The sequence below is a fragment of the Roseateles sp. P1_C6 genome (genome assembly GCF_056406315.1).
In genome coordinates, this window is the sequence record NZ_JBFUAK010000014.1 from 33229 (window position 1) to 58538 (window position 25310).

Consider the following 25310-nt stretch of genomic DNA (forward strand, 5'->3'; position numbering starts at 1 on the left):
TGCCGGTCGAGACCGTCGTCCAGGTTCCGCTGAAGCTGACGCCGGCGTCCCCGTCGTCGAGGATGACGGCACTGCCGATGGCCGAGTCGTCCCAGCCGAAGCGGTTGTCGGCGCCGTTCAGGTCGACGTAGTTGGGCGTGGCGACGCGGCTGTGCACGTCGTAGCCGGTCTCGTAGACCCAGTCGGGGCGGCTCGTGAAGTCACGCCCTTCCCAGCGCGTCAGCACGGTGCCGGCGAGCTGGCTGAACAGGTTGTAGTCGCTCTGGAAGCCGTTCTCGCTGTTCGGCGTGACCGAGATGCCGGTCGCGCCGCTGCGCAGGTCCAGGATGTTGTTGAAGATGCGGGCGTTGCTCGCGTTCTCGACGAAGACCGCCGTGCCGCCGGTCTGCACGATGGTGTTGTTGGCCACGCCATGCAGCTCGGTGCCGCTGTAGCTGCCGGTCATGCGCAGGCCGGTGGTGTTCTCCCAGAACAGGTTGTTGGTCAGCAGCGTGTTGCTGCTGATGTTGGCGCCCAGCGTGTTGTCGTAGATGCGGTTGCCACTGGCCGTCAAGCTGTTGATGCTGAGACCGGTCGTGTTGGCATAGACCGTGTTGCCGGTGACCGAGACGCTGCTGGCATCGATGCCGGTCGTGTTGCCCCAGGCGGTGTTGCCGCTGACGTCGTAGTTGCTGATGGCGTTGATGCCGGTGCTGGCCGCCCAGACGGTGTTGTTCCTGATCCAGCCCTCGTAGTACTGCAGGATGCCGGTGCTGACATCGTGCACCAGGTTGTTGATGATGGTGGCGCCGTCATTCACCTCGTCGCCCGCCGAGTAGGTGTAGATGCCGGTGCTCTGGTTGTAGACCTCGTTGCCGCTGATCAGCAGGCGGGTCGTGTACTGGCCGTAGATGCCGGTGTTGTTGCCGTTGTCGTGGACGATGTTGTTGAGGACCTTGCCGTCGTCAACGTTCTGGCCGATCCAGACGCCGCCCGCGCTGTTGCCGCTGACGTCGCTGTTGCTCAGCGTGAAGCGGTGGGCGGTGGAGTTGTCGCCGACGACGAAGCCGTACTGGCCGCCGGTCAGCGTCACGCGGTCCAGCGTCACGTCGGTGGCGCCGGTGCCCAGGATGAAGGCGTACTGGCCGCTGTTGGTGTTGCCGCGGTTCAGGATGGAGGCGTGGCTGACCGCGCCGCGGATGATGACGCCGCTGTCCTGCGCATCGACGATCAGGTTGGTCGACAGGTTGTAGACGCCGGTGTCGATGAGGATGAGGTCGCCCGGCTTGAAGTCGTAGGCGTTCAGCAGCGCCTGCAACGAGGCCTTGGGCTTGGACGCACTGCGACCGTCGTTGGCATCGCTGCCGATGGCTGTCGTGTACTCATCGCCCGTGATCGCGCCGTCGTTGACGTAGAAGATGCTGACGGTGGAGGCGAGGTTGAAGGTCGCGTCGGAGCGGTCGTTGACGGCCGGCTGGCCGACCGAGCTGACGCGCAGCACGTAATCGCCACCCGGGAACTGGCCGGCCGTGGGCGTCCAGTCGTAGACGCCGTCATTGGCCTCGTTGGCGGCCAGCGACAGCCAGTTCGTTCCGTCCAGGCTGATGTCGAGGTTGACGTTGCCGCTGAAGCCGTCGGAGCGCCAGCGCACGGTGAAGGTCTCGCCCTCGGCCACGGTCTCGCCGCCGTTCGGCGTCATGACGCGGATGTAGACGGCCGGGCTCAGCGAGGCGTAGATGGTGTTGCCATCGGAGCCGATGTTGACGTAGCCGCCGCGCGGTGCGGGTTCCTTGTCGAAGGGCTGGTCCAGCGCACCACGGTCGATGCCGGGGCTGTCTTGCGCGTCGTTGGTCAGCGTGCCGGTCAGCAGCAGGGGCTGGCCGCCCGCGCCGAGCACGGGCGCGAGCGACGCACCGTGGAAGCTGCCATGCGTGCTGCGCAGGTGGAAGTCGTCGTCACGTCCGTCGCTGGCCGCGCTGAAGTAGCCCAGTTGGCCATCCGCGCCGTCGATGTCGACGAACAGCGGGTCCGTCGCCTGGCCGTCCAGGTCCTGGAAGTTGGCCTGGCGCCAGGCGGTCAGCGTCGCGCGCTGCGTGCCCTGCCAGATGCCCACGGCGCCCTGGAAGATGTTGAAGTTGGACGTGAAGCCATTCTGCGAGTTGGCGTCGATGTTGAGCGCCACGCCGCCGGTGCCGGCCCACAGGATGTTGTCGACGAACTTGGCGTTGCTGGCCGAGCCGTAGAGCTGGATCGCGTCACCGGTGGTCTGGTAGACCGTGTTGCCGATGAACTGCGGCGCACTGCCCTGCAACTGCACGCCCACCGCCGTGTTGGCATAGATGAGGTTGCTGCGCAGCACGCTGTTGCCCTGGCTGTAGACGCCGACGCGGTTGCTGTAGACCGTGTTGCCGGTCGCCGTCGCGGTGCTGAGCCACAGGCCGACGCCGTAGCTGCCGGCCGTGCCCGGGTCGTTGTTGTAGATGCGGTTGTCGGCCACCAGGCCGCTATACATGTACAGGCCGTTGGCGTTGCCGTAGACGACGTTCTGGCGCGCCTCGCCGCCGCTCATGCCGATGCCGTAGTTGCCGTTGCCCAGGTTGCCGGTGGCCACGTTGCCCTGCAGCAGCGCGTTGCCGTTGACGATCACGCCGCCGTTGCCGTTGCCGATGAAGCGGTTGCCCAGGCCCGAACCAAGCGCGCCGCCCACCAGCGCCTGGGTGCTGCCGCCGACGTAGAAGTTCAGGCCGGTGTTGCTGTTGCCCTGGAACAGGCTGCCCTGCACGCGCACCGCGCCGGGGTAGTAGAAGTAGGCACCGTGGCCGGTGTTGTCGGTGAGCTGCGAGTTGGTCAGGAAGCCCAGGCTGCCCTCGGCGTAGAGACCGCCGTTGCCGCGGTTGTGCGTGGCCGTGAGCTGGTCGATGCCGCCCAGCGTGCCGGACACGTAGAGGCCGGTCTGCGTGTTGTCATGCACGTTCAGGCCGGTCCACGTCGCCAGCGGCGCGTTGATCTGGGCTGCGTAGATGCCTTCGTTCACATGGCCGTAGGCCTCGATGTGGTCGAGGTCGATGGCATCGGCGCCGCCGGTGATGAGCACGCCGCGGTTGGCGTCGCGCAGCACGAAGTTGCTGACCGTGACGAAGTCGGTGTCTGACAGGTCCAGCAGCGCCCACTGGCGCTCGTTGGGCACGATGGGGAACAGCGTCGCGGTGTGGCCGGCCTGCGTGGGGCCGGTCATCACGAAGCCCTCGTCGATGCCGAAGCCGCGCGTGGCGGTGCCCGACAGCGTCAGCGACTCCAGGAAGGCGTAGTTGCCGGTGTCGACGTAGAGCGTCGCGCCGGCCTGCAAGTCGTAGGCGCGGAACAGGTTGGTGACGTTGGGCTTGGCCTCGCCCGGCGCCTTGCCGGTGTTGCGGTTGTTGCCCACCACGGTGGCGTACTCATCGCCGGCGGTCGAGCCGTCGTTGACGTAGTAGGTCAGCCCGTCCTCGGGCACGGTGAAGGTTTCCTGGCTGCGGTCCAGCACGGCCGCGTTGGTCACCAGGCTGACCTGGATGCGCAGGCCGTGGGTGTTGTAGTCGATGCCGCTGTTGCCCGGGATCCACGTGAACTGGCCGGAGTCGGGCGTCGCGCTGACGACGTTGGCGACCCACTTCGGGCCGTCCACCGTGTCCTGGTAGACGTCGATGCGCACCGGCGAGTCGTCGGCGTTGCCGAAGGTTTCCCAGGTGATGTTGAGCGGCTTGAACTTTTCCCAGTCGATGTAGAGGTCCGGGCTGCGCAGGTTGATGCGCGGCGCACCGGCGGCGGGGATGGGCAGGTCGGTGGCCGCATGGCCGTAGGCGCCGAGGTCGCTGGCCTGGTTCTCACTGACCTTGTAGAGGAAGGCCTGGTCGAAGTAGCCGTCGGCATTGCCGCCGGTGATGCGGTTGGTCTTGAAGACGTACTCGACTGACCGGGTGCCGAAGGGCACGTCGGCGCGCTGGCCGACCAGCTCCCAGCGGTTGGTCGTGCCGCTGGCCTTGGCCACGGCCGTGGCGATGACGTCACCCCCGGCGTTGCGGAAGATCAGCTGCACCTCGGCGCTGTCCACGGGGCTTTCCACGCCCAGGCGGATGCGGCCGCCGAACAGCAGCTCGAAGTCCTGGCCATCGGCCTGCGCGGGCGTGATGCCCAGCTGCGCCAGCGTGAAGGTCTGGCGCGCGAAGCCACCGGCCACGCCACCGGCGAAGAAGAAGTTGCTGCCCTCGTAGGCCTTGGGCGCCGAGCCCGTGGGCGTGTACGAAGACGAGCCGGCGTTCACGTCCCAGCCCGCCAGCGAACCTTCGAAGCCCGCGTTGGCGATCAGGTTCTGATCGGCCGGGTTGCGGCCGTTGTCCATCAGCACGGTGCCCATGTCGATGCCGGGCGAACTGAAGCGCTGCCCCGCGACCGGGTCACGCAGGCGGAAATCGTCGCCCAGCAGGCTGACGAACTCGGGCCGCGCCCAGGTCGGGTTGACGACGGTGGCGCCGATGGAATGCAGGTCGAAGCGGGCGATGTCGGCCTGCCAGTCGACGATGTCGGTGAAGTCCTTGGTCCAGAAGCCGACCTTGCCGGTGCCGGACGCGAACAGGTTGTTGTAGTCGGAGTAGAAGCCGTAGCGGCTGTCGTTGGCCACGTACAGGTCGTAGCCGGACATCGCCCACATCAGGTTGTTCTGCACCTCGACTTCGGTGCTGCCGCCTTCGCTGCGCAGGTTGTCGCCGGTGACGGCGTAGAAGGTGTTGTTGAACACCCGCACGTCGGCCTTGCCGTTGATCTCGACGCCGACCAGCGTGTTGCGGTAGAACAGGTTGTGCAGGATGCGCTGCTCGCTGGCCGCGTTGATGGCGGTCTGGTTGGCCGAGAAGCGGTTGAACTGGATGGTGCCGGTGAAGGCGTTGACGCCGGTGACGTTGGCCTCGACCAGGTTGGCATGCGTCAGCGTCTCGCCGCCGAGCTGGCCGGTGCCGCTCACGCCCACCGTGTTGCCGCGCACGACCTGGCCTTGCATCAGCGCGCCGCTTTGCAGCTGCACGCCGGTGGCGTTGCCTTCGATGGTGTTGGGGCGGTCAACGGACGCACCCACCCAGCCGAGCGCCGCGGCGCCCGTCAGCGCGCTGCGCAGACCCACGGTGGCACCGCTGATGGTGTTGCCGGCCAGTTGGTTGGCGGCGGCGTAGTTGACGCCCAGGGCGCCGCCCTGCACGCGGTTGTCCTCGATGAGCCCGTTGAACGTGGCCAGCAGATCCAGGCCGGTGCCCGTGCCGGTGGCCACCAGCGTGTTGCCGGCGATGCGGCCACTGGCGGCAGCGCCGCTGGCGATGCGCAGCGCGGCGATGGAGCCGGTGATGCGGTTGTCGCGGATCTGCACGCCGGTGGCGCTGTCCAGCAGCAGGCCGACGGCGCCGGAGATGGTGTTGAAGCGCAGGCTGGCGCTCTGCACGCCCGCGGCCACGCTGACGCCGCCGCTGAACGTGTTGCCGAACAGGCGTGCGCCCTGCCCCGCCGTGAGGCTGACCAGGCCGGTCACGCTGGCGTCGCTGACACCGACGCCGTTGCCCGAGATCGTCAGCGTGGACTGCAGCTTGACGTTCTGCAGCGTCACGTTGGCGCCGTTGACCGTCACCGCGCCGGTGATGCTGCTGCCCGGTGCGCCCCAGATGGTCACGCCGGCGTCGGCGGCCGACACGGTGAAGCCCTCCTGGCTGCCATTGACGACGATGACGTCGCCCGCGCCCAGCGTCTGGCCGTCGAGGATGTCCTGCACCGTCGTGCCACCACTGGCCGTGAACACACGGCTGACCGGCGCGGCGTCGGCGCGCACCAGGATCTCTGGCGAGCCGACGCTGGCGTCCTGCCAGGCCAGCACGGCGCGGCCGCTGCTGTCCACGGCGAGGGCCAGCTGCTGCGGCTCGCCGCCGGTCTGGCTGATGCCGCTGCCGACACCAATGCCGCTGGCCTGGCCGGGCAGCACTTCCTCGAAGTGCTGCGAGGTGGCGTTCCATTGGCGCTCGTACAGGCTGCTGGATGCATCCAGCAGCGGGGTGTTGACCCACACCAGGCGCAGCGAACTGCCGCCGGCCGCCAGCTGCGGCAGGCCCGGGCGGCTCTGGTCATTGATGACGTCGCGCACGGTGACGCCGCCGGCGCCGAGCTGGGCGGTGACCACGGCGGCGCCCTGGTCGGCCCAGGCCTGCCAGGCGACGAAGAGGCCGCCGCCGAAGTAGGCGACGCTGGGTTGGGCGTGATAGGTCGTGTCGAGGCCGAGCGCCGTCTTGACGGCCGCGCCGCCGCTGACGCCGCTGCCCGTGTCGGAACCGGCCAAGCCGGCCCAGGTGCCCGTGCTGGGTGTGCCACCCGATGTGAACTCGGTGACGTAGACCTGGCGCAGCGAGCCGCCGGCCTGCACCGCCGAGTAGGCGATGGCGACCTTGTTGCCGCTGGCCGCGATGCTGAAGTCGCGCAGCTCGGTCCCGACGCCCAAGCCGGTGCCGGTGGTCGCAGCCTGCGCGCCCAGGGCGACCCAGGCGCCGCCGGTGTAGATCTTGGCGTACAGGCGCAGGTTGCCGACCGAGTCATCCGTATAGACGACGACCGGCCCGTTGGTCGTGTTGACCAGCTTGGCCTGCACGGCATGGCCGTTGTTGGTCGCATTGCCCAGGCTGACCCAGGCAGAGCCGTTCCAGCGCTTGGCGACGATGTCGTGGCTGCCGTCAGCCAGCGTCTCGGTCCAGGCGACGACGGGCGCACCTGTGCCGTCGACGGTCAGCGTCGGCTTGGCGGACGCCGCCGCGCTGCTGGCGGACACGCCGCCCTGCGCGGCGCTGGTGCCCAGCGTGACCCACTGCGTGCCGTCGTGCTTGGCAACATAGATCTCGAGATTGCCGTTGCGGCTGTCGCTCCAGGCGACATAGCGCTCGCCGCTGGGGCCGGTCGCGACGGCTGGTTGCTGTGACAGGCCCAGATCGCCGGCGAGGCCATGCAGCGCAGCGGAATCGGCCGAACTGCCGTTCAGGTCGGCCCAGCGGCCGCTGCCCACGACGCCGTCCGGCAACGAGCCGGCCGCGCGCGGGCTGGTGTCGTCCACCGGGACCGCAGCGGGTGCCGGCGTTGCAGTGACCGTGCCATTGAAGGTCGAGTCATCACCCGCGCCGCCGAAGTCGATCAAGTTGGTCGTGCCGCCGCCGGTCTCGGCCACGGCCATGCCGGCCGTGCCCTGGATCAGGTCGTCGCCGCCTTCGCCGTACAGCAGGTCGTTGCCGCCCTGGCCAAAGAGCCGGTCACGTCCGGAGCCGGCTTCGTTGCCGTTGGTGCCGAAGTCGCCATAGAGGTAGTCGGCCGCCTTGTCGTCGCCCGCGCCGCTGGCCGAGTGGCCGTACAACGTGTCGTTGCCGGCACCGCCCACCATCAGGTCGGCGCCCGCACCGCCTTCGAGCTGGTCGTCGCCCTCGCCGCCTTCGAGGATGTCGGCACCCGCGCCGCCATCCAGCGTGTCGTTGCCGGCCAGGCCTTGCAGGCGGTCCTCGCCGTCGCCGCCGGACAGGCTGTCCGCGCCGTCGTTGGAGCCGACGAGCAAGTCGTCACCGGCACCGCCGCTGAGTGAGCCGCCCTGGCCGTAACCCTGGTTCAGCTCGTCGTTGCCGGCCTCGCCAAAGATCCGGTCAGCACCGAAGCCGCCGTCGATGACATCGTCGCCGCCGTTGCCGTGCAACTCGTCGTCGCCCTGTTCGCCGTAGATGCGGTCGGTGGCGTCGTCGTCGGCTGGCTGGCCAGCCTGCTCGGGCAAGGCGTGGCCCCAGATCGTGTCGTCGCCGCGGCCACCGTAGAGCTGGTCCTTGCCGGCGCCACCCAAGACGGCGTCGTCGCCCGAGCCGCCGTCGACGAAGTCGTCGCCCGCGCCGGCATCGATGCTGTCGGCGCCGCCGAGCGCCCAGATCTGGTCGTTGCCATCGCCGCCGAGGATGGTGTCGCCCTGGGCGCCATCGCCGCCATCGTCGCTGCCGTAGATGCGGTCGTTGCCCGCGCCGCCGGAGAGCGTGCCACCGGCGCCCGCACCGGCGTCGATGAAGTCGTCGCCCGCGCCGCCGGCGATGGTGTCGACACCGTCGCCGCCGTAGAGGTCGTCCGCGCCGGAGCCGCCGGTGATGGCGTCATTGCCGCCACGGCCGTAGACCGTCCAGCCTTGCGACTGGGCGGACACGTCCAGCGTGTCGGCCTGGTCGTCGCCATACAACTCGGGACGGTCGCCCGTCACCGTGCCGCCGATCAGCGCACTGCCGCCCTCGGCATCGGCACTGTGATGGTCCACGCTGAAGAACAACCGGTCGCCCGACGAGACCGTGCCGTTGATCGTCAGGTTGTCGCCGGCGCTGAGCGTGACGCTCTTGCCGGCCTGAACGCTGCGGCCCTCGCCGATGATGATGTGCTCGCCCGTGGCCTGGCTGTCGCGCGAGGTCAGGCGCACGTGGCCAGCGCCACTGACGATGGCGCCAACGTACAAGGCCTGCACGACCTCGGTCAGCTGCACGCCGGCATTGCCGGTCGCGTTGACGAAGCCGCCGGCCGCGCTGAAGCGGCTGTCGATCTCGACGTCGTTGTAGTAGCTGCCGATGCTGCCGCTGACGGTCATCGTCAGGTTGTTGCCTTCGACGTCGGCGAGCAGGTCGGACAGGTCATCGACCAGGTCGCCGCCCAGCACGGTCAGCTCGACGTCGGCGCTGCTGGAGCGCACGCGGTCGAGGTTGAGGTCACCCGCAACCTCAGTCATGACGATGCTGCCGTCGGCAAGCGCCCAGACATTGCCGTGACTGGGTCGCGAGGAGTCGATCTCCAGCGCGTTGGCATTCGTGCCGATGCCTGCGCCGCCCGCGGTCAGGCGCAGATTGATGCCCAGCACGTCGGCCGCGGCGTCGCCACCGATCTCCTGGATGCCGCCGTTGGCCGCGGAGATGGTGACGTTGTTGTTGGCCGCCTCGACCCGCTCCAGCAGCACGCTGCCGCCGGTGGAGGTGATGCTGATGGCGCCGGCCTGTGCCAGCACCAGGCGCGGCAGCGTGATGTTGCCGCCAGCCAGCATGGTGATGCTGTCGCCCGCGGTGACGAGGTTGTCCGGGTAGAGGTTGAGGCGGTTGCCGGTCTGGCCACCGGTCACGTTGGAAATGGTGCCCTGGCTGGCCGTGATGGACACGTCGCTGCCGGCGACGACATGGTCAACCTGCACCGAGCCATTGGTGCTGACGATGGTCACGTCGGCGTTCTGCGACCACAGCGACGCAGGCGCCAGCACCTGCTGGCCGGCCTGGATGCTAAGGTTGCCGCCGGACTGCACGATGCGCGGCAGCGTGACGTCGCGACCGGCCGTCAGCTGGGCGGAGCCACCCGCGGTCAGCAGGTTGTTGGTGTAAAGCGCCAGCCAGGTGTGGGCGTAGCTGGCCAGCACATTGGAGATGTCCAGCGCGGCCGTGACCGTCGCGTTGCCGCCGGCGATCAGGTGGTCAGCATAGACGGAGTTGTTCAGGCTCTGCACGGACAGGTTGCCGGTGCCGGCCTGCACGGTGCTGGGCAGCGTGATGTCGCCGTTGGAGCGGATGGTGGCGTTGCCGCCGGCCGTCCAGGTGTTGCGCTGGAAAAGGTCCATGCGCTGGGCCGGCGTCTGGGCGATGACGCTCAGGTCGGTGCCGGCGCTGAGTGTGCCGATGGTGGTCGTGGACGCGATGGCCTCGTTGCCGGTGCCGAAGAAGCCGACAGGGAAGTCGACGATGGCATTGCCCGCCTGGTCGGGTCGGAAGTGGCGTATCCAGTTCGTCGTGCCGAGGTCGATGCCGCGGCTGGCGTAGTCGATGTTGACCTGGACCTGGTAGGTCGGCGGCGTGCCGTTGACGGTAACCTGGCGCTTGGCTTCGCGCAGCAGCAGGTTCAGCTCGCCGCCCGCCGACAGGTTGCCCAAGCTCAGCGTGAAGCTGGCCGCGTTCGGGTCGCGCTGCAGGCCGCGGATGCCCAGGAAGGTGCTGCCGCCGGAGATGCTGGCCAGCGTCGCCAACCGGCCCTCGCTTTGCACCAGCTCCAGCTCCAGGCGCTGGCCGCTGCTGCCGATGGCGCTGCCGGCACTGAGGTTGGCGGTGTTGGTGCGCACCAGCGCACCGGCACTGAACGGCACGATGCTGCCGCCCACGGCGGCGATCAGCGTGGAACCCAGCGGGTTGTCGATGACGCCGTTGAGCTGGATGTCCGCGCCATTGAAGGTGTTGGTGTTGCGGATCAGCAGCTCGGTCGCGCCGTAGCTGTGGCGGATGTTGAACTCGAACGGCGTCGCGTCGGTGGCCGGGCCGCTGACGTTGTCGACATCGATGTGGACCTGCGGCACTGCCGTCGTGTTGACCGGCGCGATGTTGTTGATGCGCAAGTCCTTGGTCGACTGGTTCGTCAGCGTGATGCGGTTGAAGGTGTGGACGAAGGTGAAGGTCGACTGCGTGCCGGCGATGGTGCCGGCCTGAATGTCCTTGCCCGGGTCGTAGACGCCGTTGGCGCGGAAGTTGGCCGTGCCGACGCTGTTGTTGGCGATGTCGTTGACGATGACGGTGCTGGCCGTGTTGTTGACCGTCACGTTCTGTGCGGTCACGACATTGCCGGCGCCGTCCACCAGCAGCACCGGGTTGGGGCCGGACGACAGGCGCGCATCGGCGTTGAAGTCGATGTGCTGGTTGTAGGTGTGCGGCGTGCCGACGTTGACGTCGCCGTCGTCCACCCAGGCGCCGTCCTGCACGTAACGGTAGCTGGTGGAGTAGCTGCCCAGCTCGGCGCGCACGTCCAGCGCATGGGTCTCGAAGGTGGCGCCCGCCTCCGCGTTGATGAGGGAGTTGAGGCGCTGCTCGATGGTCAGGTCCACGTCGGTGTCGCCACCGGCCGCGTCGGCCTCGCCTTCGGAGTAGGCGTAGGCGTTCAGGCCGCCATGCGAGGCCTGCACATTGATGTTCTCCAGCGAGCTGACCAGGGCGCCCGTGCGGACGTTGACGACGGCGTCGGAGTACATGCGCGAATAGGCATGCGAGTCCGGGTTGGCACCCGCTGCGGCCGAGTAGGCATCTGCGGTGACGCGGCTCTTGGCGTGCGTCATCGCCGCGTCGAGCGTGATGTCGTCGCCGGCCTTGACGACGGCGTTGTTGCCGACGTTGACCGCCGTCTGCTGCTGCGCGCCGCTGCCGCCCACATGCCAGTACATGTCGGTGTCGGAGCCGGCGCCGAGGCCGCCGCTGGAGGCCTTGCCGTAGACGTCGCCATCGAAGCGCGACTCGGCCTGGATGCTGACGTTGTGCGCCGCCGTGATGCTGCCGCCGTTGCCGATGCCGGCATTGGTGTCGTGGTTGAGCTGCACGCCGCCCGACACGTCGGACGAATTGATGAAGCCGCCGCCCTTGGAGTTGGCGTCGATGGTGCCGTTCTGCGTGCTCTTGGACAGCATGCTGACCGAGCCGCCTGACGTCAGCTGCGCGCCGCTGCCGGCCGTGGCCTGCACCGCCTGCGTCGCATTGACATAGGCCTCGGAGTAGCCGACCGCGATGAAGGCGCCGCCGCCCGATCCCGCCGTGGCGGCGCCGTTGGCCGCCGAGAAGGCGTCGAGCTTGATGTCGCCGCCGGCCTGCACGACCGCGTTGTCGCCCACCGTGGCGCGCACGTTGGTGACCACGTCGACATGCGATTCCGAGCCCTTCTCGCCGAAGATCAGCGCACCCGCCGCGCCCGAGGTCTTGCCGCTGGACACGCCGTTGTCGGTGACGCTGTTGACCAGCTGCAGCGCGCCGCCGGCGCCCAGCAGCTGGTGGCCGTTGCCGCTGCCGGTGCCGGTGATGTCGACCTCCAGCTGGTGCATGCCGGTGGTGCTGGCGCCCGACAGCTCGATGCCCTCGACGCCGATGGTGTGCTTGCCGCCGCCCGCGCCAAGGTTGATCGCCGCGCCGCCCGCCGTCGCGGCGAGCTGGAAGGTGTTGGCGTCGATGAACTTGACGTAGTAGGTGTTGCCGCTGGTCAGGCCGGACAGCGGTGCCGCGCCGACGCGCGTCAGCACATGGCCGCTGGCCGCGGACTCGGCCGTGTTGCCGATGTCGATGGCCGTGCCGTTGGTGGCGTTGGTGGCGTTGGTGGCCAGCTTGATGTGGTCGGCGTCGATGCGGATGACGTAGTAGGTCGCGTCGCCGGCCAGGCCGGTGATGGCCGCCGGCGGCTTGTTGGGGCTCTCGATGACGATGTCGCGCAGGCTGTACTTGACCTGGTCGCCGGTGTTGAAGCCGTGGCTGCTGATCGTGATCTGGTCAGCGCCGGCCGACTCGACGGCCGAGCCCTCGAACTGCTCGGCGCCGGCCGTGCGATAGGTGACCGCCTGGCCCTCGGCAAAGCCGTGGCCGCTGACGGTGATCTGCTCGGTCGTCGCATTGACGGCGCCGCTGAGGAAGCTCCGGGGCGCCACGGTGGCCGCGCCCGCGCTGGTGGCCAGCTTGATGGTCTGCGCGTCGATGACGCGCACGAAATAGGCCTGGCCGTCGGCCAGGCCGCTGATGGCCGCGTTGCCGGCCGAGTGGTAGATGACGCGCTGGCCGTTGACGAAGCCATGCTCGACGTCGAACTTGATCTCATCCTTGGCCGCGTCGACCGTGGTCGACTTGAACACCGAGCCCAGCTTGACGGCGGTGGCCGACTGCACGATGACCTGGTAGTTGCGCCCGTCCCCCAGGCCGCCGACGGCGCCGTTGCCGTCCAGGCCGATGCTGTAGGTGACCGTGTCGCCGGTGGCCAGGCCATGGTCGCCGTTCAGCGTGATGACGTTGCTGCCGGTGTTGACGCCACCGGCACCGAAGGTCGTGTCACCGGTGCTGACGGTCTGGCCCTGGTCGGCCTTCAGCTCGACGCTGCCACCGGCCTTCACGCGTGCGCCGGCCAGGATGTCGGCGTGCACGCTCGGGTTGATGTTGATGTCGGCCTTGGAGATGCTGGCCGTGCCCAGGCCGGCGAACGAGCTGCCGTCGGCCACGCCGTCGCCCTCGGCATTGCCGTGCGCGCGGATGGCCACGTTGCCGCCCACATCCACATTGGCACCGCCGAACAGTTCAGCGGTGATGTTCGGGTTGACGTTGACGACCGGTGCCGCGCCATTGCCGGACACCAGCAGGCCGCCCGTGGTCGCCACGGCCGTCGCCGCGCCGCGGCCGCCGCCAGCGGCGTCAACCGTCAGGCTGGCGCCGGTGATCTGGGCATTGCCCACCGTCGCTCGGCTGTTGGAGTTGGCGTCGGCACGCGCATCGGTCGTGCCGATGGCGACGCCGAAGGAATAGGCCTCGCCGTCCGAGCGCGCGCTGGCCTTGTCAGACACGGCGGACAGCACCTCGGTGCCGCCGTCGGCGTTCACCGACGCGCCGTTGCGGATCTCGGCACTGACGGCCGCCGCGGTGGCGGCGCGCGTGTCGGCGCCGTTGATGCTGGCAAAGCCGCTGCCGCCGCCGGCCTCGCCCTTGGCCGTGGCACCTTGCGAACCGTCGTGCGCGGCGCGGATGGTGATGCGGCCGCCGGCGTCCAGCACGCCGCCGACGCTCGTCGCGACGGTCGGCGTGACCTGGGCGTTAGCGACGGCCTTGCCCAGCGAGATCAGGCCGAAGGATGTGGCATCCGACGTGGCGCGCGCGCCGCCGCTGGTGGCGCCGCCCAGCAGGATGTTGCCGCCGGCCGTGATGCCGCTGCCGAGCATGGATGTGCTCAGGTTGCGCGCGACGACGGCGTTGGAGTCATTGGAGGCCGCGCCAATCAGGCCGCCGGCCGGTGCGGTCGTGTCGGTCGTCGCGCCCTGGTCGCTGATGTTGTCGATGGCGACATTGCCGCCAGCGGCGATGCCGGTGCCGGCCGCGATGGTGGTGGCCTGGTTGTCGTTGCCGTAGGTGTTGTTCTGGGCGTTGGTGATGGAGCCGCCGGCGATGCTGTCGGCGCGGGCGTTGCCCTTGCCCAGCAGGCCGCCGATGGACAGGCCGTAGCCCTCGGCGCTGGCGACGTTGCCGGAGCGCGTCGTGACGGTGAAGTCGCCGGTGCCGGCGGACAGGTCGCTGCCGGCGCCGCCCAGCGAGGTGTTCATCTCGGCCGAGGACTGGGCCAGGCTGTTGGCGCCGACGCCGCTGAAGCCGAAGGAGCCACCGGACGCGTTGGCGTAGGCATGGGCGTCCTGGCCGCTGGCGCCGCCGCCGGTGTGGTTGTGGCTGGCCAGCACGGAGAAGTTGCGGCCGGCGCTGACATCGGCGTTGCCGATCGTCGTGTCCATGTCGGGGCGCACGCGCGCCGTCGCGTCGGAGCCGCTGAACGAGCCCAGGCCGCCGATGGAGATGCCGTCGGCGCGCGCATCGGCGTCGCCGGTGGAGACGTTGTTGATGATGACGTCGCGGCCGGCGGCGATGCTGCCGCCGCCACCGATGCCGACATTGATCGTCGGCGTGATGACGGCGCTGGCCGTGTTGCTGCCACCCGAGCCGAGCAGGCCGCCGGCGGCGGCGTTGCTGTCGGAGGTCGCGCGGTAGTTGCTGGCCGTGTTGATGATCAGGTCACCGCCGACGTTGCCGGAGATGGCGCCCGTGGTCGCGTTGGTCGTGCCACCCATGGTGGCGCTGGACTTGGCCACGCCGCCGGCGCCGATCAGGCCCAGGTTGAGGCTGTCACCGACGGCGTCGGCCGTCAGGCCGGCCAGCGTGTCGAAGCGGACGTTGCCCGACGTGTCGAAGACGACGCCGAAGCCGGTGTTGTTGGTCAGATTGGCGACCGTGGAGGCCGTCGAGTTGCTGCCCGAGACCGAGATCGCCGAGCCCGCGCTGGCGCTGGAGCGCGCGGTCGCCTTGCCGGCGGCGGCGTCGCCGTTGTTCAGGCGCACGGCCATCTGCACGTTGCCATTGCCACCGTGCGTCGTGATGCGGGCGTTGTTGCCGATGTTGGCCGTCATCGTCGGGTTGATGTCGACGTCGGCGACCGAGCCGCCCGCACCGACACCGCCGGAGAACTGCACGCCGTCGGCAATGCCGGTGGACGCCGTGTTGGCATTCGCGCCGACGCTGACAGCGCCGTTGACGTCGATGACGGCACCCGCGCCGATGCCGGCGTTGACCGTGGGCGTCACCGCGCTGGTGGCCTTGGCACCGGAGCTGGCGACGACCAGGCCGCCCGACGCGGCCGAGCTGGTGGCCGAGGCGTTCTGGTTGGCCGTCGCGTCGATGACGAGGCCGGCGCCGTTCACCTTGGACGCGCTGTTGGCGTTGGTCGTGCCGTTGGACGTGGCCGTGGCCGTCATCGCGCCGCGTGCCAGGCCGCCGCCGCCGAGCGCGGAGCCATCCGCGGTGACGTTGTTGTTGGCCAGCGCCTGCACGGTGGCGACACCGCCGTTGCCGTTCAGCGTCGCGTTGACCAGCGTCGTGGCGCTGGTGTTGGCGCCCGATTTGGCGGTCGCGTTCGCGCCGGCCACCGTCACGCCGGCACCGATGCCGGCGCTGTCGGCCTTGGCGCGCGCGTTCTGGCCGCCCTGGTTGTGCTGGGCCAGCACGCTGACGCCCTGCCCGCTCAGCGTCGTTGTGCCCTGCACGAGGTTGGTCACGTTGGGCGAGACCTCGGCGTTGGCCGACATGACGCCGACCGCGCCCAGCAGGCCGATGGACAGGCCGCGCGCCTGCGCGTTCGCGTCCATCTCGGACAGCGCCAGGATGTTGATCAGGCCCGAGCTGTTGACGACGCTGGCCGAGCTGGCATTGCCCGCGCCGGCCACGACGCCGCCGGCCGCCTTGGCCGTCGCGTCGCCGCTGTTGACGCCCGCCGCCAGGCCGCCGCCGGAGGCGTTGGCCTGCGCATCGGCGTAGTTGTGGCCCAAAGCACGCACGTCGACGAAACTGCTGCCGCCCGAGCCGCCGGCAATCTCGGCCGTGGTCGTGCCGTTGGCGTTGGAAGCCGCGACGGACTTGCCGGCCGCAACCACCAGGCTGATGGACAGGCCCGAAGTCTCGGTGTGGGCGATGTTGGCCGCGTCGGCACGGATGGCGATGGAGCCGCCGGCCGTCAGCACGCTGCCGGCGCCGCTGCGTGCGGTGGTCGCGGCATTGGCGTTGGCCGTGGACGAGGCGCCCGCCACGCTCAGCAGCGCGCCGCCCGAGGAACTGCGCGCCAGTGCGTTGGTGTCACCGCCGGTCGAGCCCGCGCCGTCGTGGTTGTGGCTGGCGCGGATGCTGATGTTGCGGCCGACGTTGGCCGACTCGTTGGCCGTCAGCGCGTTGATGCTGGGGCTCATCGTCGCGGACGCGAACGAGCCGCCCATGCCGATGCCGCCGCTGATGGCAGCACCCTTGGCCGTGGCCGTCGTGTCGGCGGTGGACAGCGACGTGACGATGAGGTCGCGGCCCACGTTGATGGCCCCGCCGCCGCCCAGGTTGGCCGTCAGGGTCGGGCTGAAGTTGGCCGTCGCCGAGTTGATCTGGCCCGAGGCCAGCAGGCCGATGGTGGAGGCCAGCGAGGTCGCGTCGACCAGGTGGTTGGCCGTCGTCTCGACCTTGAAGTCGATGCCCTGTGTGCCGCTGACGGCGCCCAGCGTCTGGTTGACCGCGCCGGTGACGGTGGCGCTGGACAGCGCACCGCCCAGGCCGCCGACGACGCCGAAGCCGCGGGCGTCGCCATCGGCCTCCACGTGGGCGCCGGTCTGTGCCGCGAAGGACACGCCGCGCGCCGCGTTCAGCGTGACGCCGGTACCGGTCGTCGCGTTGATGTTGTAGTTGACCGCGGCGGTCGCGTCGGCACCACCGCCGGCCGCGATGCCGCCACCGGCCGCGAAGGCCATGGACGTGGCGCCACCAGCCTGCGTGCTGCCGCCGTTGTGGCGCAGCGCGAAGTTGATGTCGCCCAGGTCGGTGGAATGCGTCGTCGCGTTGACGCCGGTGCCGACACGCAGTGTCATCGTCGGCGCCAGCGTCACGTCGGACTTGGACAGGCCCAGCGAGGGGCCGAAGGACACGGCAACGCCGGTGGCGGTGCCGTCGGCGTCGGTCGTGGCCGTGCCGGTCACGTTGATGCCGCCGACCACGTCGATGACGGCGCCGTCGCCCAGGCCCGCGCGCACGTCGGGGTTGACGGTGGTGGTCACGCCCGCGCCGGTGCCGGCAGCCAGCAGGCCGCCCGCCGTGCCTTCGGCGGTCGCGTTGCCGAGTTGCGTCGCGGTGGACTGCACGGTCAGCGACGTGCCTTGCACATCGGCGCCGCTGGTCGCCTCGGTGACGCCGCCGGAGCGGGCCGAGGCCGACACGATGCCGGCGGACACGCCCAGCGCGCCGCTGAAGGCGTCGCCCGTGCCGGTACCGACGTTGACCGCATTGGCCTGCACCAGCACGCCGCTGTTGCCGGCACTGAAGCTGGTGGCGTTGCCGGCCAGCGCCCTGGTGTCGGCCGCAGCGCTCGCGTCGGCGTCCGCGCCAGCGATGGACACGCCGCCAGCCACGCCGGCGGCGTCGGCCACGGCTGTGCTGTCTTCGCCGGCCTGGTTGTGGCGGGCGCGCACGGTGATGCCGTTGCCGCTGACGCCGGTGGTGCCGCGCACCTCGGCCGTGACGGCGGGCGACACCTGGCTGGTCGCGCTCATGAAGCCCAGCGCGCCGGCGAAGCCGAACGAGAAGGCCTTGGCCTTGGCGTCGGCGTCGGCGCTGGAGATCGCGTCGACGAGCACGGCGCCCGTTGTCGTGGAATTGCTGGCGACGCTGCCGTCGCCCATGCCGGCGGACACGCCGCTGTTGGAGCGTGCCGTGGCGCTGCCGCCGCTGGCGCCGGCCAGGCCGGCCGCGCCCGACGCGTTGGCGCTGGCCACCGCCGTGTTCTTGCCCTGGGCGATGACGTTGATGGACGTGCCGCCGCCCACGCCGCCGCGCAGGTCGGCCGTGGTGCCGCCGCCGACGACGGCCGAACTGGTGGACAGGCCGATGCCGATCAGGCCGCCGGCGCCCAGGCCCGCGGTGGTGCCGGTGGCCAGGTTGGCCGCGTCGGCCAGCACCTTGACGCTGCCGCCCGAGGTGAGCTTGCTGCCCGCGCCGACGGTCGCGTCGACATTGGCCGAGGCCGTCGCCGACGCGGACGCACCCGTGCCGCTGACCAGTGCGCTGCCGGCCGAGGCCAGCGCGGTGGCCAGCGTGTCCAGACCGGTGGCCGCGATGCCGTCGTGGTTGTGGCGGGCCTCGACAAGGACGGCGCCGCCGGCGGTCAGCTGCTGGTTACCTGTGCGGGCGAACACGGTCGGGCTCATCGTCGCCGTGGCGCTGGACGAACCGATGCTGGCGGCGACGCTGAGCGCCTTGCCGATGGCGCTGGCCGTCGTGTCCGAACTGGAGAGCATCTGCACCGTCGCGCTGCCGCCGACGCCGGTCGTGCCGCTGCCCAGGTTGATGCCCATGGTCGGCGTGAAGCTGGCCGTGGCGCTGTTGATCTGGCCGCTGACCAGGCCGCCCCCAGAGGCGCGCGCGGTGCTGGTGACGGGCTGGCTGGACACGCCCAGCGCGTTCAGGTTGCGCCCGACGGTGCCGCCGGCGCTGGTGAAGTTGCTCTGCGCGCTGCCGTCCACCGTTGCACTGGACACAGCGCCGCCGATGGCCGCAACCAGGCCGAAGGTGTCGCTGTTGGCAGTGGACTCGACGTGGTTGCCGAGCTTGAGCTCGACGTTCAGGTCGCGGCCAGCGTTCAGCGTGACGCCGCTGCCGGAGCTTTGCAGGACGTTGTAGGTCGTCTGCGCCGACGCGCCGGTGCCGCTGCCCGCGGCCAGGCCGCCGGAGGGCGCCGTCGCGGTGGCGGTGGCGCCGCCGGCGTTGCTGGCGCCGCCGTTGACGCGCGTCGCAATGGTCAGGTCCGAGCCCACGCCGGTGGCACTGAGGCTGGCGCCGGTGCCGATGCGGTTGGTCATCGTCGGGCTCAGCGTCGCGTCCGCGATGGAGATGCCCATGGAGAAGCCGGCCGACACGGCGACGCCGTTGGCGGTGCCGTCGGAATCGGCATTGGTCTCGGACACGACCGAGATCGGGCCGCCGACGCTGACCTGGGCGCCGTCGCCGATGCCGGCATTGACCGTGGGCGTGACCGTGCTGGTGCCACCGGCGCCGGTGACGCCCGCCGTGATGCCGCCGGCCGCCGCCTTGGCGCTGCCGACGGCGTCCTGGTCGGCATGGGCCAGCACGGCATAGCTCGCGCCGGTCACGTCCGCGCCGCTGACGGCACCGGTCGTGCCGCCGGTGGTGGCATTGGCCACCACCCCGCCGATGCCCAGCACCGCGCCGACCGCGAAGGCCGTGCCGGTCGCGTTGGCGATGTTGTCGGACAAGCCCTCGACGACAACGGCCCCGCTGCCGCCGGCCATCGCGGTGTTGTCGCCCACCAGCGCCTGCGCATTGGCCTGGCTCTTGGCGTTGACGATGGTGCCGCTGATCGCGCCGCCCAGGCCGCCGCCGGCCGCGTCGGCCGTGGCGTTGACGTCTTCGCCGCCCTGGTTGTGATACGCGCCTACCCGCACGCCGGCGCCCGACACGAGTTGGGTGTTGCCGGTCACCGTGGAGCGCACGTCCGGCGAAGCCTCGGCGCTGGCGGCCATGATGCCCACCGCGCTGCCGACGCCCAGCGACAAGCCGTAGGTGTTGGCCGTCGCGTCATTGCTGGAGCGCGACTCGATGACGATGGCGCCGCTGGCGTTGATCGCGGCGTCCTGCGCGGCAACGCCGACCGTCGCCTGCACATTGCCGTTGGCGCGCGCGGTGCTGCTGGCGCCGTTGGTGCCGGCCAGCCCGCCGCCGGAGGCGTCCGACTCCGCGTTGGCGAGGTTGCGCGCCTGCGAACGCACGGTCAGGTCCGTGGACGCACCGACGCCGCCCAGCAACTCGGCCGTCGTGCCGCCGTTGGCGCGCGCGTTGCCGACGCTGACGCCCACCGTGGCCCCACCCACCGACAGCGCGAGCGCCTCGGCTTGGGCCTCGTTGTTGTTGTAGGCCAGCACGTCGACGCGGCCGCCCGCGCTGATCAGCGAGCCCGAGCCGACGCTGGCCTTGACGCTGGCGTTGGCTTCAGCAGTCGGCACGGCGCCGTTGCCGGTGAAGCCGCCGAAGCCCGGCGCCGTGGACGACGCCCAGGCGCCCTTGTTGGCCAGTGCGGTCGTGCCGTTGTGGTTGTTGCGCGCCTGCACGCGGATCAGGCCGCCGGCGTTCAGCACCGAGGTGGCGCCGAACAGCGCCTGCACGGTGGGCGAGAACGTGGCCGAGGACAGGCTGACGCCGGTCGCACCGGCACCGGCGGTGACGGTCAGCACCGTGGCATCGGCCTTGCCGGTGGTGACGGCGTCGACGGTGGCCTCGCCGGTCGTCCTGATCAGCGAGGCGTCGCCCACGGATGCGCGCACCAGCGGCGTCACCTCGACGATGGCGAAGTTGGCGCTGATGGCAACGGCGCCGACCGAGAAGGCCAGCGTGTGCGCGTAGGTGTCGAAATCGGCCTGGGCGCTGACATGCAGCGCGCCGACGTTCTGGCCGGCATCCTGGCCGATGCGCGCACCGGGGTTCACGTCCGCGCTGACCTGGCCGTCGCTGGTCAGGCGCGTGAACGACGCGCCCGCGGCGATCGCGCCGGCGGCGCCCTGGTCGGTGTTGAGGTGGATGGCGCGGTTGGAGATGGCCGACACGTCCACGCTGGACGCGGCCTTCACGCGGGCGTTGTCGCCCAAGCCGGCCTGGTTGTAGCTGTGGTCGCTGAGCACGGACACGGCCGCGCCCAGGCCCACAAAGCCGGCGCCGCCGGCGAAGGCGATCGCATCGACCGTGCTGTCCAGCCGCGAGCTGACCTTGAAGACGCCGCCGGCCGAGTAGATGCCGCCGGCGTTGGCGTTGGTGTTGAAGGCGGTCGAGAACACGCCGATGCCGGCGCCGATGCCGCCTGCGCCGGCGCCGATGGCGCCGACGAGGAAGTCCACGTCCGCCCATTGCCTGGCGTTGACGGTGATGGCGTTGCCGGCCGTGATGCTGGTGCCGCCAGCGACCGTCGCCTCGGTGCCCTGGGCCGGGTTGGCCGCGTTGATGGCGGCCAGCCACTCGGCCTGCGTCGGGCCGGAGCCGCTGACCAGCGTGCCGGCTGCGCCGCCGCGGTCGTGCACGCGCTGCTGGCCGCTGCCGGCGGCACCGCCGCTGAAGCCGCCCAGCACGCTGCCGACCTGGCCCTTGGCCAGCGACGCCTGCTTGGCCGCGTCGCTGTCGCCCGAGCCCTGGCTGCCGTTGCCCTGGGTCTTGGTCAGGCCGTCGGCCGTCGCGCCGTCGCTGTTCTGGTAGCTGCGCTCCAGCGGCGTGCCGACGGACCACACGGTCACGGCAGCCGCCGCGCCGACGAAGCCGCCGGCGCCGGAGATGGTCAGCGAATCGAGGTCGATGCGCGACAGGCCGTTGACGGCCACGTCGGCCGCGGCCGCCACGTCGGCATTGCCGAGGATGCGCGCGGCCGTGTCGTTGCGAAGGCTGCCCACCTGCACCGCGCCGCCCACGCCGACGAAGCCGCCCGCGACCGCGCCGGTGAAGTGGGTGCCGCTGGCGCTGTTGGCCGCGGTCACGTAGACGCCCTGGTCGGCGTCCGCGCCGGCATTGCCGCCGTTGCGGTTGACCTTGGTGTTGGCGCCGATGATGGCTGTCGTGTCGGAGTCCAGCAGCGTCACGCCGACGCCGCCGCCCACGCCCACGTAGCCCACGCCGGCCGCGACGTCGAGGTGGAAGAAGTCTTCGCTGCTGTTCGCCTGCACGACCACGCCGTGGCGCTCGGCCGTGCCGACGCCGCCGGCGCCGACGCTGCCGTCCAGCATGCCGAGCAAGCCCGTGCCAGCGCCCTTGGCGTCGACGGACGCGCCCGTCAGCACGCCGGCATCGGTGTGCTTGGTGATGCTCATGACGCCGACGGACGCGCCGACGCCCACGGTGCCGCCGCCGAACGCGCCGGCGATCATGTTGACGTCCGTCACGTCCTTGGCCAGCACGCCGACGTCGCCGCCAGCCAGCACCGCGGACGCCGCGCCGATGGTCGCCGCCGTGTGGTTGTTCAGCACGAGCACATTGACCGCGCCGCCCACGCCCACCGTGCCGGCGGCGATGCCGGCGGAGATCAGCAGCAGGTGGTCCTGGTTGGCCGCCTGCACGACCACGTCGTCCTTGGCCTTGACGCTGGCATTGCCGCCGATGCTGGCGCTGGTGTCATGCGTCAGCACGCTGACGTCCACACCCGGGGCCACGCCCACGGTGCCGAAGCCCAGGGCGCCGGCCAGTGCCACGTGAGAGAAGTCGTCGCCTGCGCCAACGAGCACGGACTGGCCAGCGCCGCCCGCGCTGGTGTCGGCATTGACGTTGGCGCCCGCACCGATGCTGGCCGTCGTCGTCGTGGCGACCACGTTGGTGGCCGAGCCGACGCCGATACCGGCCGTGCCGGCGCCCAGCGCGACGGCGAAGGTCTCGATGTCGTCGCGGTTGGTGGCCGTGACGGCCAGGCCGGTGAAGCCGGCGCGCGTGCTGGGCGTGGCGACGCGGTTGCCGGTGAAGCTCTGGTCGTCGCTGGTCTGGCCGTTGCCGTCGGGGGCGTTGAAGGTCGGCGTGCCGACCTCGAAGGCCGCCGCGCTGCCCTTCTGGCCGGTCGCTGCGTTGGGCAGGCCGCTGGTGGACTGCGGCGTGGACGCGCCGAAGCCGACGCCGATGCCGCCGTCCTCGACGGTCAGGCCGGCACGCAGGCCGTCGGCCGTGACCTTGGCGCCGTCGCCGACGAGAGCCACGGTGTTCTTGGTCGCCGTGACGACGCCGACCGCCGCACCGACACCGGCCGAACCGGACGCGCCGACCGAGCCGGTGATGAGGTCGATCTCGGAGTTCTCGTCTGCCGCGACGACGATGCTGCCTTGCGCGTGCACGTCGCCCGCGCCGGTGCTGGCCTTGGCATCGGTCGGGTCGTCGCCAAGGATGGCGCGCGTCGTGATGGTGAGGACCTGCACGTTCGCGTCGGCCGCGACGCCAACGCTGGAGCTGGCCGCGACGCCGGCAGCGACCGTGGAGATGTCTTCGTTGGACGAGGACGTGACCAACAGGTCACCGTCCACCGTGCCGGTGGCGCCCGAGCCCAGGCGGGCCTCGGTCGTCTTGTTCAAGGTGTTGACGACGACACCCAGGCCCACGCCCACGCTGCTGGACGCTGCGATGGAACCGGCAACCGAGACGATGCTGCTCTCGTCGTCCGCCCTCACCTTCATGTTGGCCTGCGTCGCGCCCGACGCGGTGCCGACGGTGAAGGTGGCGCTGTCGTCGATGCGCGCCTTGGTCGTCTCGTTCAGCACGTTGACGACGACCGAGCCGGCCACCGCCGCGCTGCTGGACGCACCGCCGCCCACGGCGATGGTGATGAGGTTCTCGTGCGACGTGGCGGCCACGTCCACACCACCGGTCGAGCCGGCCGCGATGGCCGTGCTGGGGCCGACCAGGGCCTGCACCGTGTCGTTGTGGACCAGCACCGTGCTGGAGATGCCCACGCCGGCCGAGTTGCCGTAGGCCAGCGCGCCGGCGATCTGGTCGATGTCGAAGGGCGCATCGGCCGTCACGGCCAGCGAGCCGCCGGCCTGCAGCGCCGAGCCCGCGCCGCCGGCCGTCGTGGCCTCGGTGGCGTTGGTGACGATGTAGACGGACACGCTGCCGCCCACGCCGGTGCCGTCGGTCGCGACGCCCGCGGTTGCGGCCACGCTGGTGATGTCCTGGTCGCTGTTGGCACGCACGGCGATGTCGCGGCCGGCCTTGACCGCCACGCCCGAGCCCAGCAGCGTCTTGGTGTTCTCGACCAGCACGGTCACGTCCAGGCCGATGCCGACGCCGGCATTGCCGATGGAGATGCCGCCCGCGCCGGCGCCGCCCTCGATGTCGGTGCGGCTCTTGGACCCGACGATGACGTCCTGCGCCGCACCGGCGGTGACGCCCATGGCGGCGTCGTTGACCTTCACGCCGTTGTCCAGGCGCGCGATCGTGTCCAGCGTGTAGATGTTGACGGCCGCCGAGCCGGCGCCCGCGCCGCCGTCGGTGGAGATGCCGCCCGAGATGGCCAGGTTGCTGACCGTCAGGCCGCCGAGCGGATCGGGCAAGTCCAGCGTGGCCGGGATGACCTGGCCGTTGGCCGTGACCGTGGTCGCGTCACGCGCGGCCAGCGAGGCGCCTGCGCCAACGGTCGCGTTCGTGCGCTCGACGACGATGTTCAGCCCCACGGACGCACCGACGCCGGTGCCGCCCGTGCTGAGCGCGGCCGCGCCCGCTATTGATTGGATGGCGGTGCTCTGGTCGGCGACGACGTCCAGCTTGCCCGCATTGGCGCGGACTTGCGTGCCGGCGCCGACGCTGGCCGCGGTGTCCAGCGTGACGATGTTCATCGCGACGCTGCCAGCCACGGAGGTGTCCTTGCCGCCCGCGGCTGCGACGCCCAGGCTGCGGAACTCATGGTCACCGCTGTCGCCGGGACGGTCGGCGCGGATCAGCACCGAGGCGCCGCGCAAGTCGGCATTCGCGCCCACTTGTGCCGTGTTGCTGGCATCGACGACGCCCAGCGCCACGGCGGCGCCGACGTTGGTCTTCTTGCTCAGGTCGATGGCATCGCCCTGGGCCTGGTTGATGGCGTTGTAGTCGGCCGTCGCGTCGACGGTCATCGCGCCGGCGGACGTCAGCTTGACGCCGTCGGCCACGCTGGCCGTGTTGTCGGTGACCAGCACCTGCACGACCACGGCCGCGGCGACGCCGGTGCCGGACGAACCACTGCCACCGGTCTCGCCACTGGTCTGCGAGTTGGCTGAGTTGGTCTGGTCGTTGCTCTTGGGCAGCGCGCGGTCGCCGCCGTTGTTGGGGTTGTTGTTGAGCTGATTGCTGGACTCGCTGTCGGCACTGCGGCCGCCCGAACTGTTGCCCGACGCGCTGGCCTTGGCCGAACCGGTGGCCAGCACCGTGGCGCCGGACGACACGTCGGCCGCGCCGCCGGCCGTCACGCTGCGCGCCAGGCGGGCGCTGACATCGCCGTCCACGACGGTGACGACGACGGAGGCGCCGACGGCCGTGTCCTTGCCGGCCGCATCGGCCTTGGCGCTGCCGTTGACCTGGTCGAGGCGGAAGGCGCGCACGGCCATGTCACCGGCCACCGTGAGCGTGCCGGTCGCCGTGCCGGCCAGCGCATGGGTGTTGTTGGTGTCGACCGTGACGGCCGCGGCCACGCCGACGCCGGTGTCGCCCTTGGCGCCGTTCTCGGTCTCGGTCGTG

The 25310-nt window shown here is 70.7% G+C and carries 1 protein-coding gene (running past both ends of the window); it reads right to left on the reverse strand.

This entire window lies inside a single protein-coding gene on the reverse strand: locus tag AC1D29_RS26820, encoding an Ig-like domain-containing protein (RefSeq protein WP_477903308.1). The 43272-nt coding sequence extends 13616 nt beyond the window's left edge and 4346 nt beyond its right edge, so the window shows coding positions 4347-29656 (codon 1449, partial, through codon 9886, partial); the first complete codon in reading order (the gene reads right to left) occupies positions 25307 to 25309. Both codon boundaries (start and stop) fall beyond the window edges.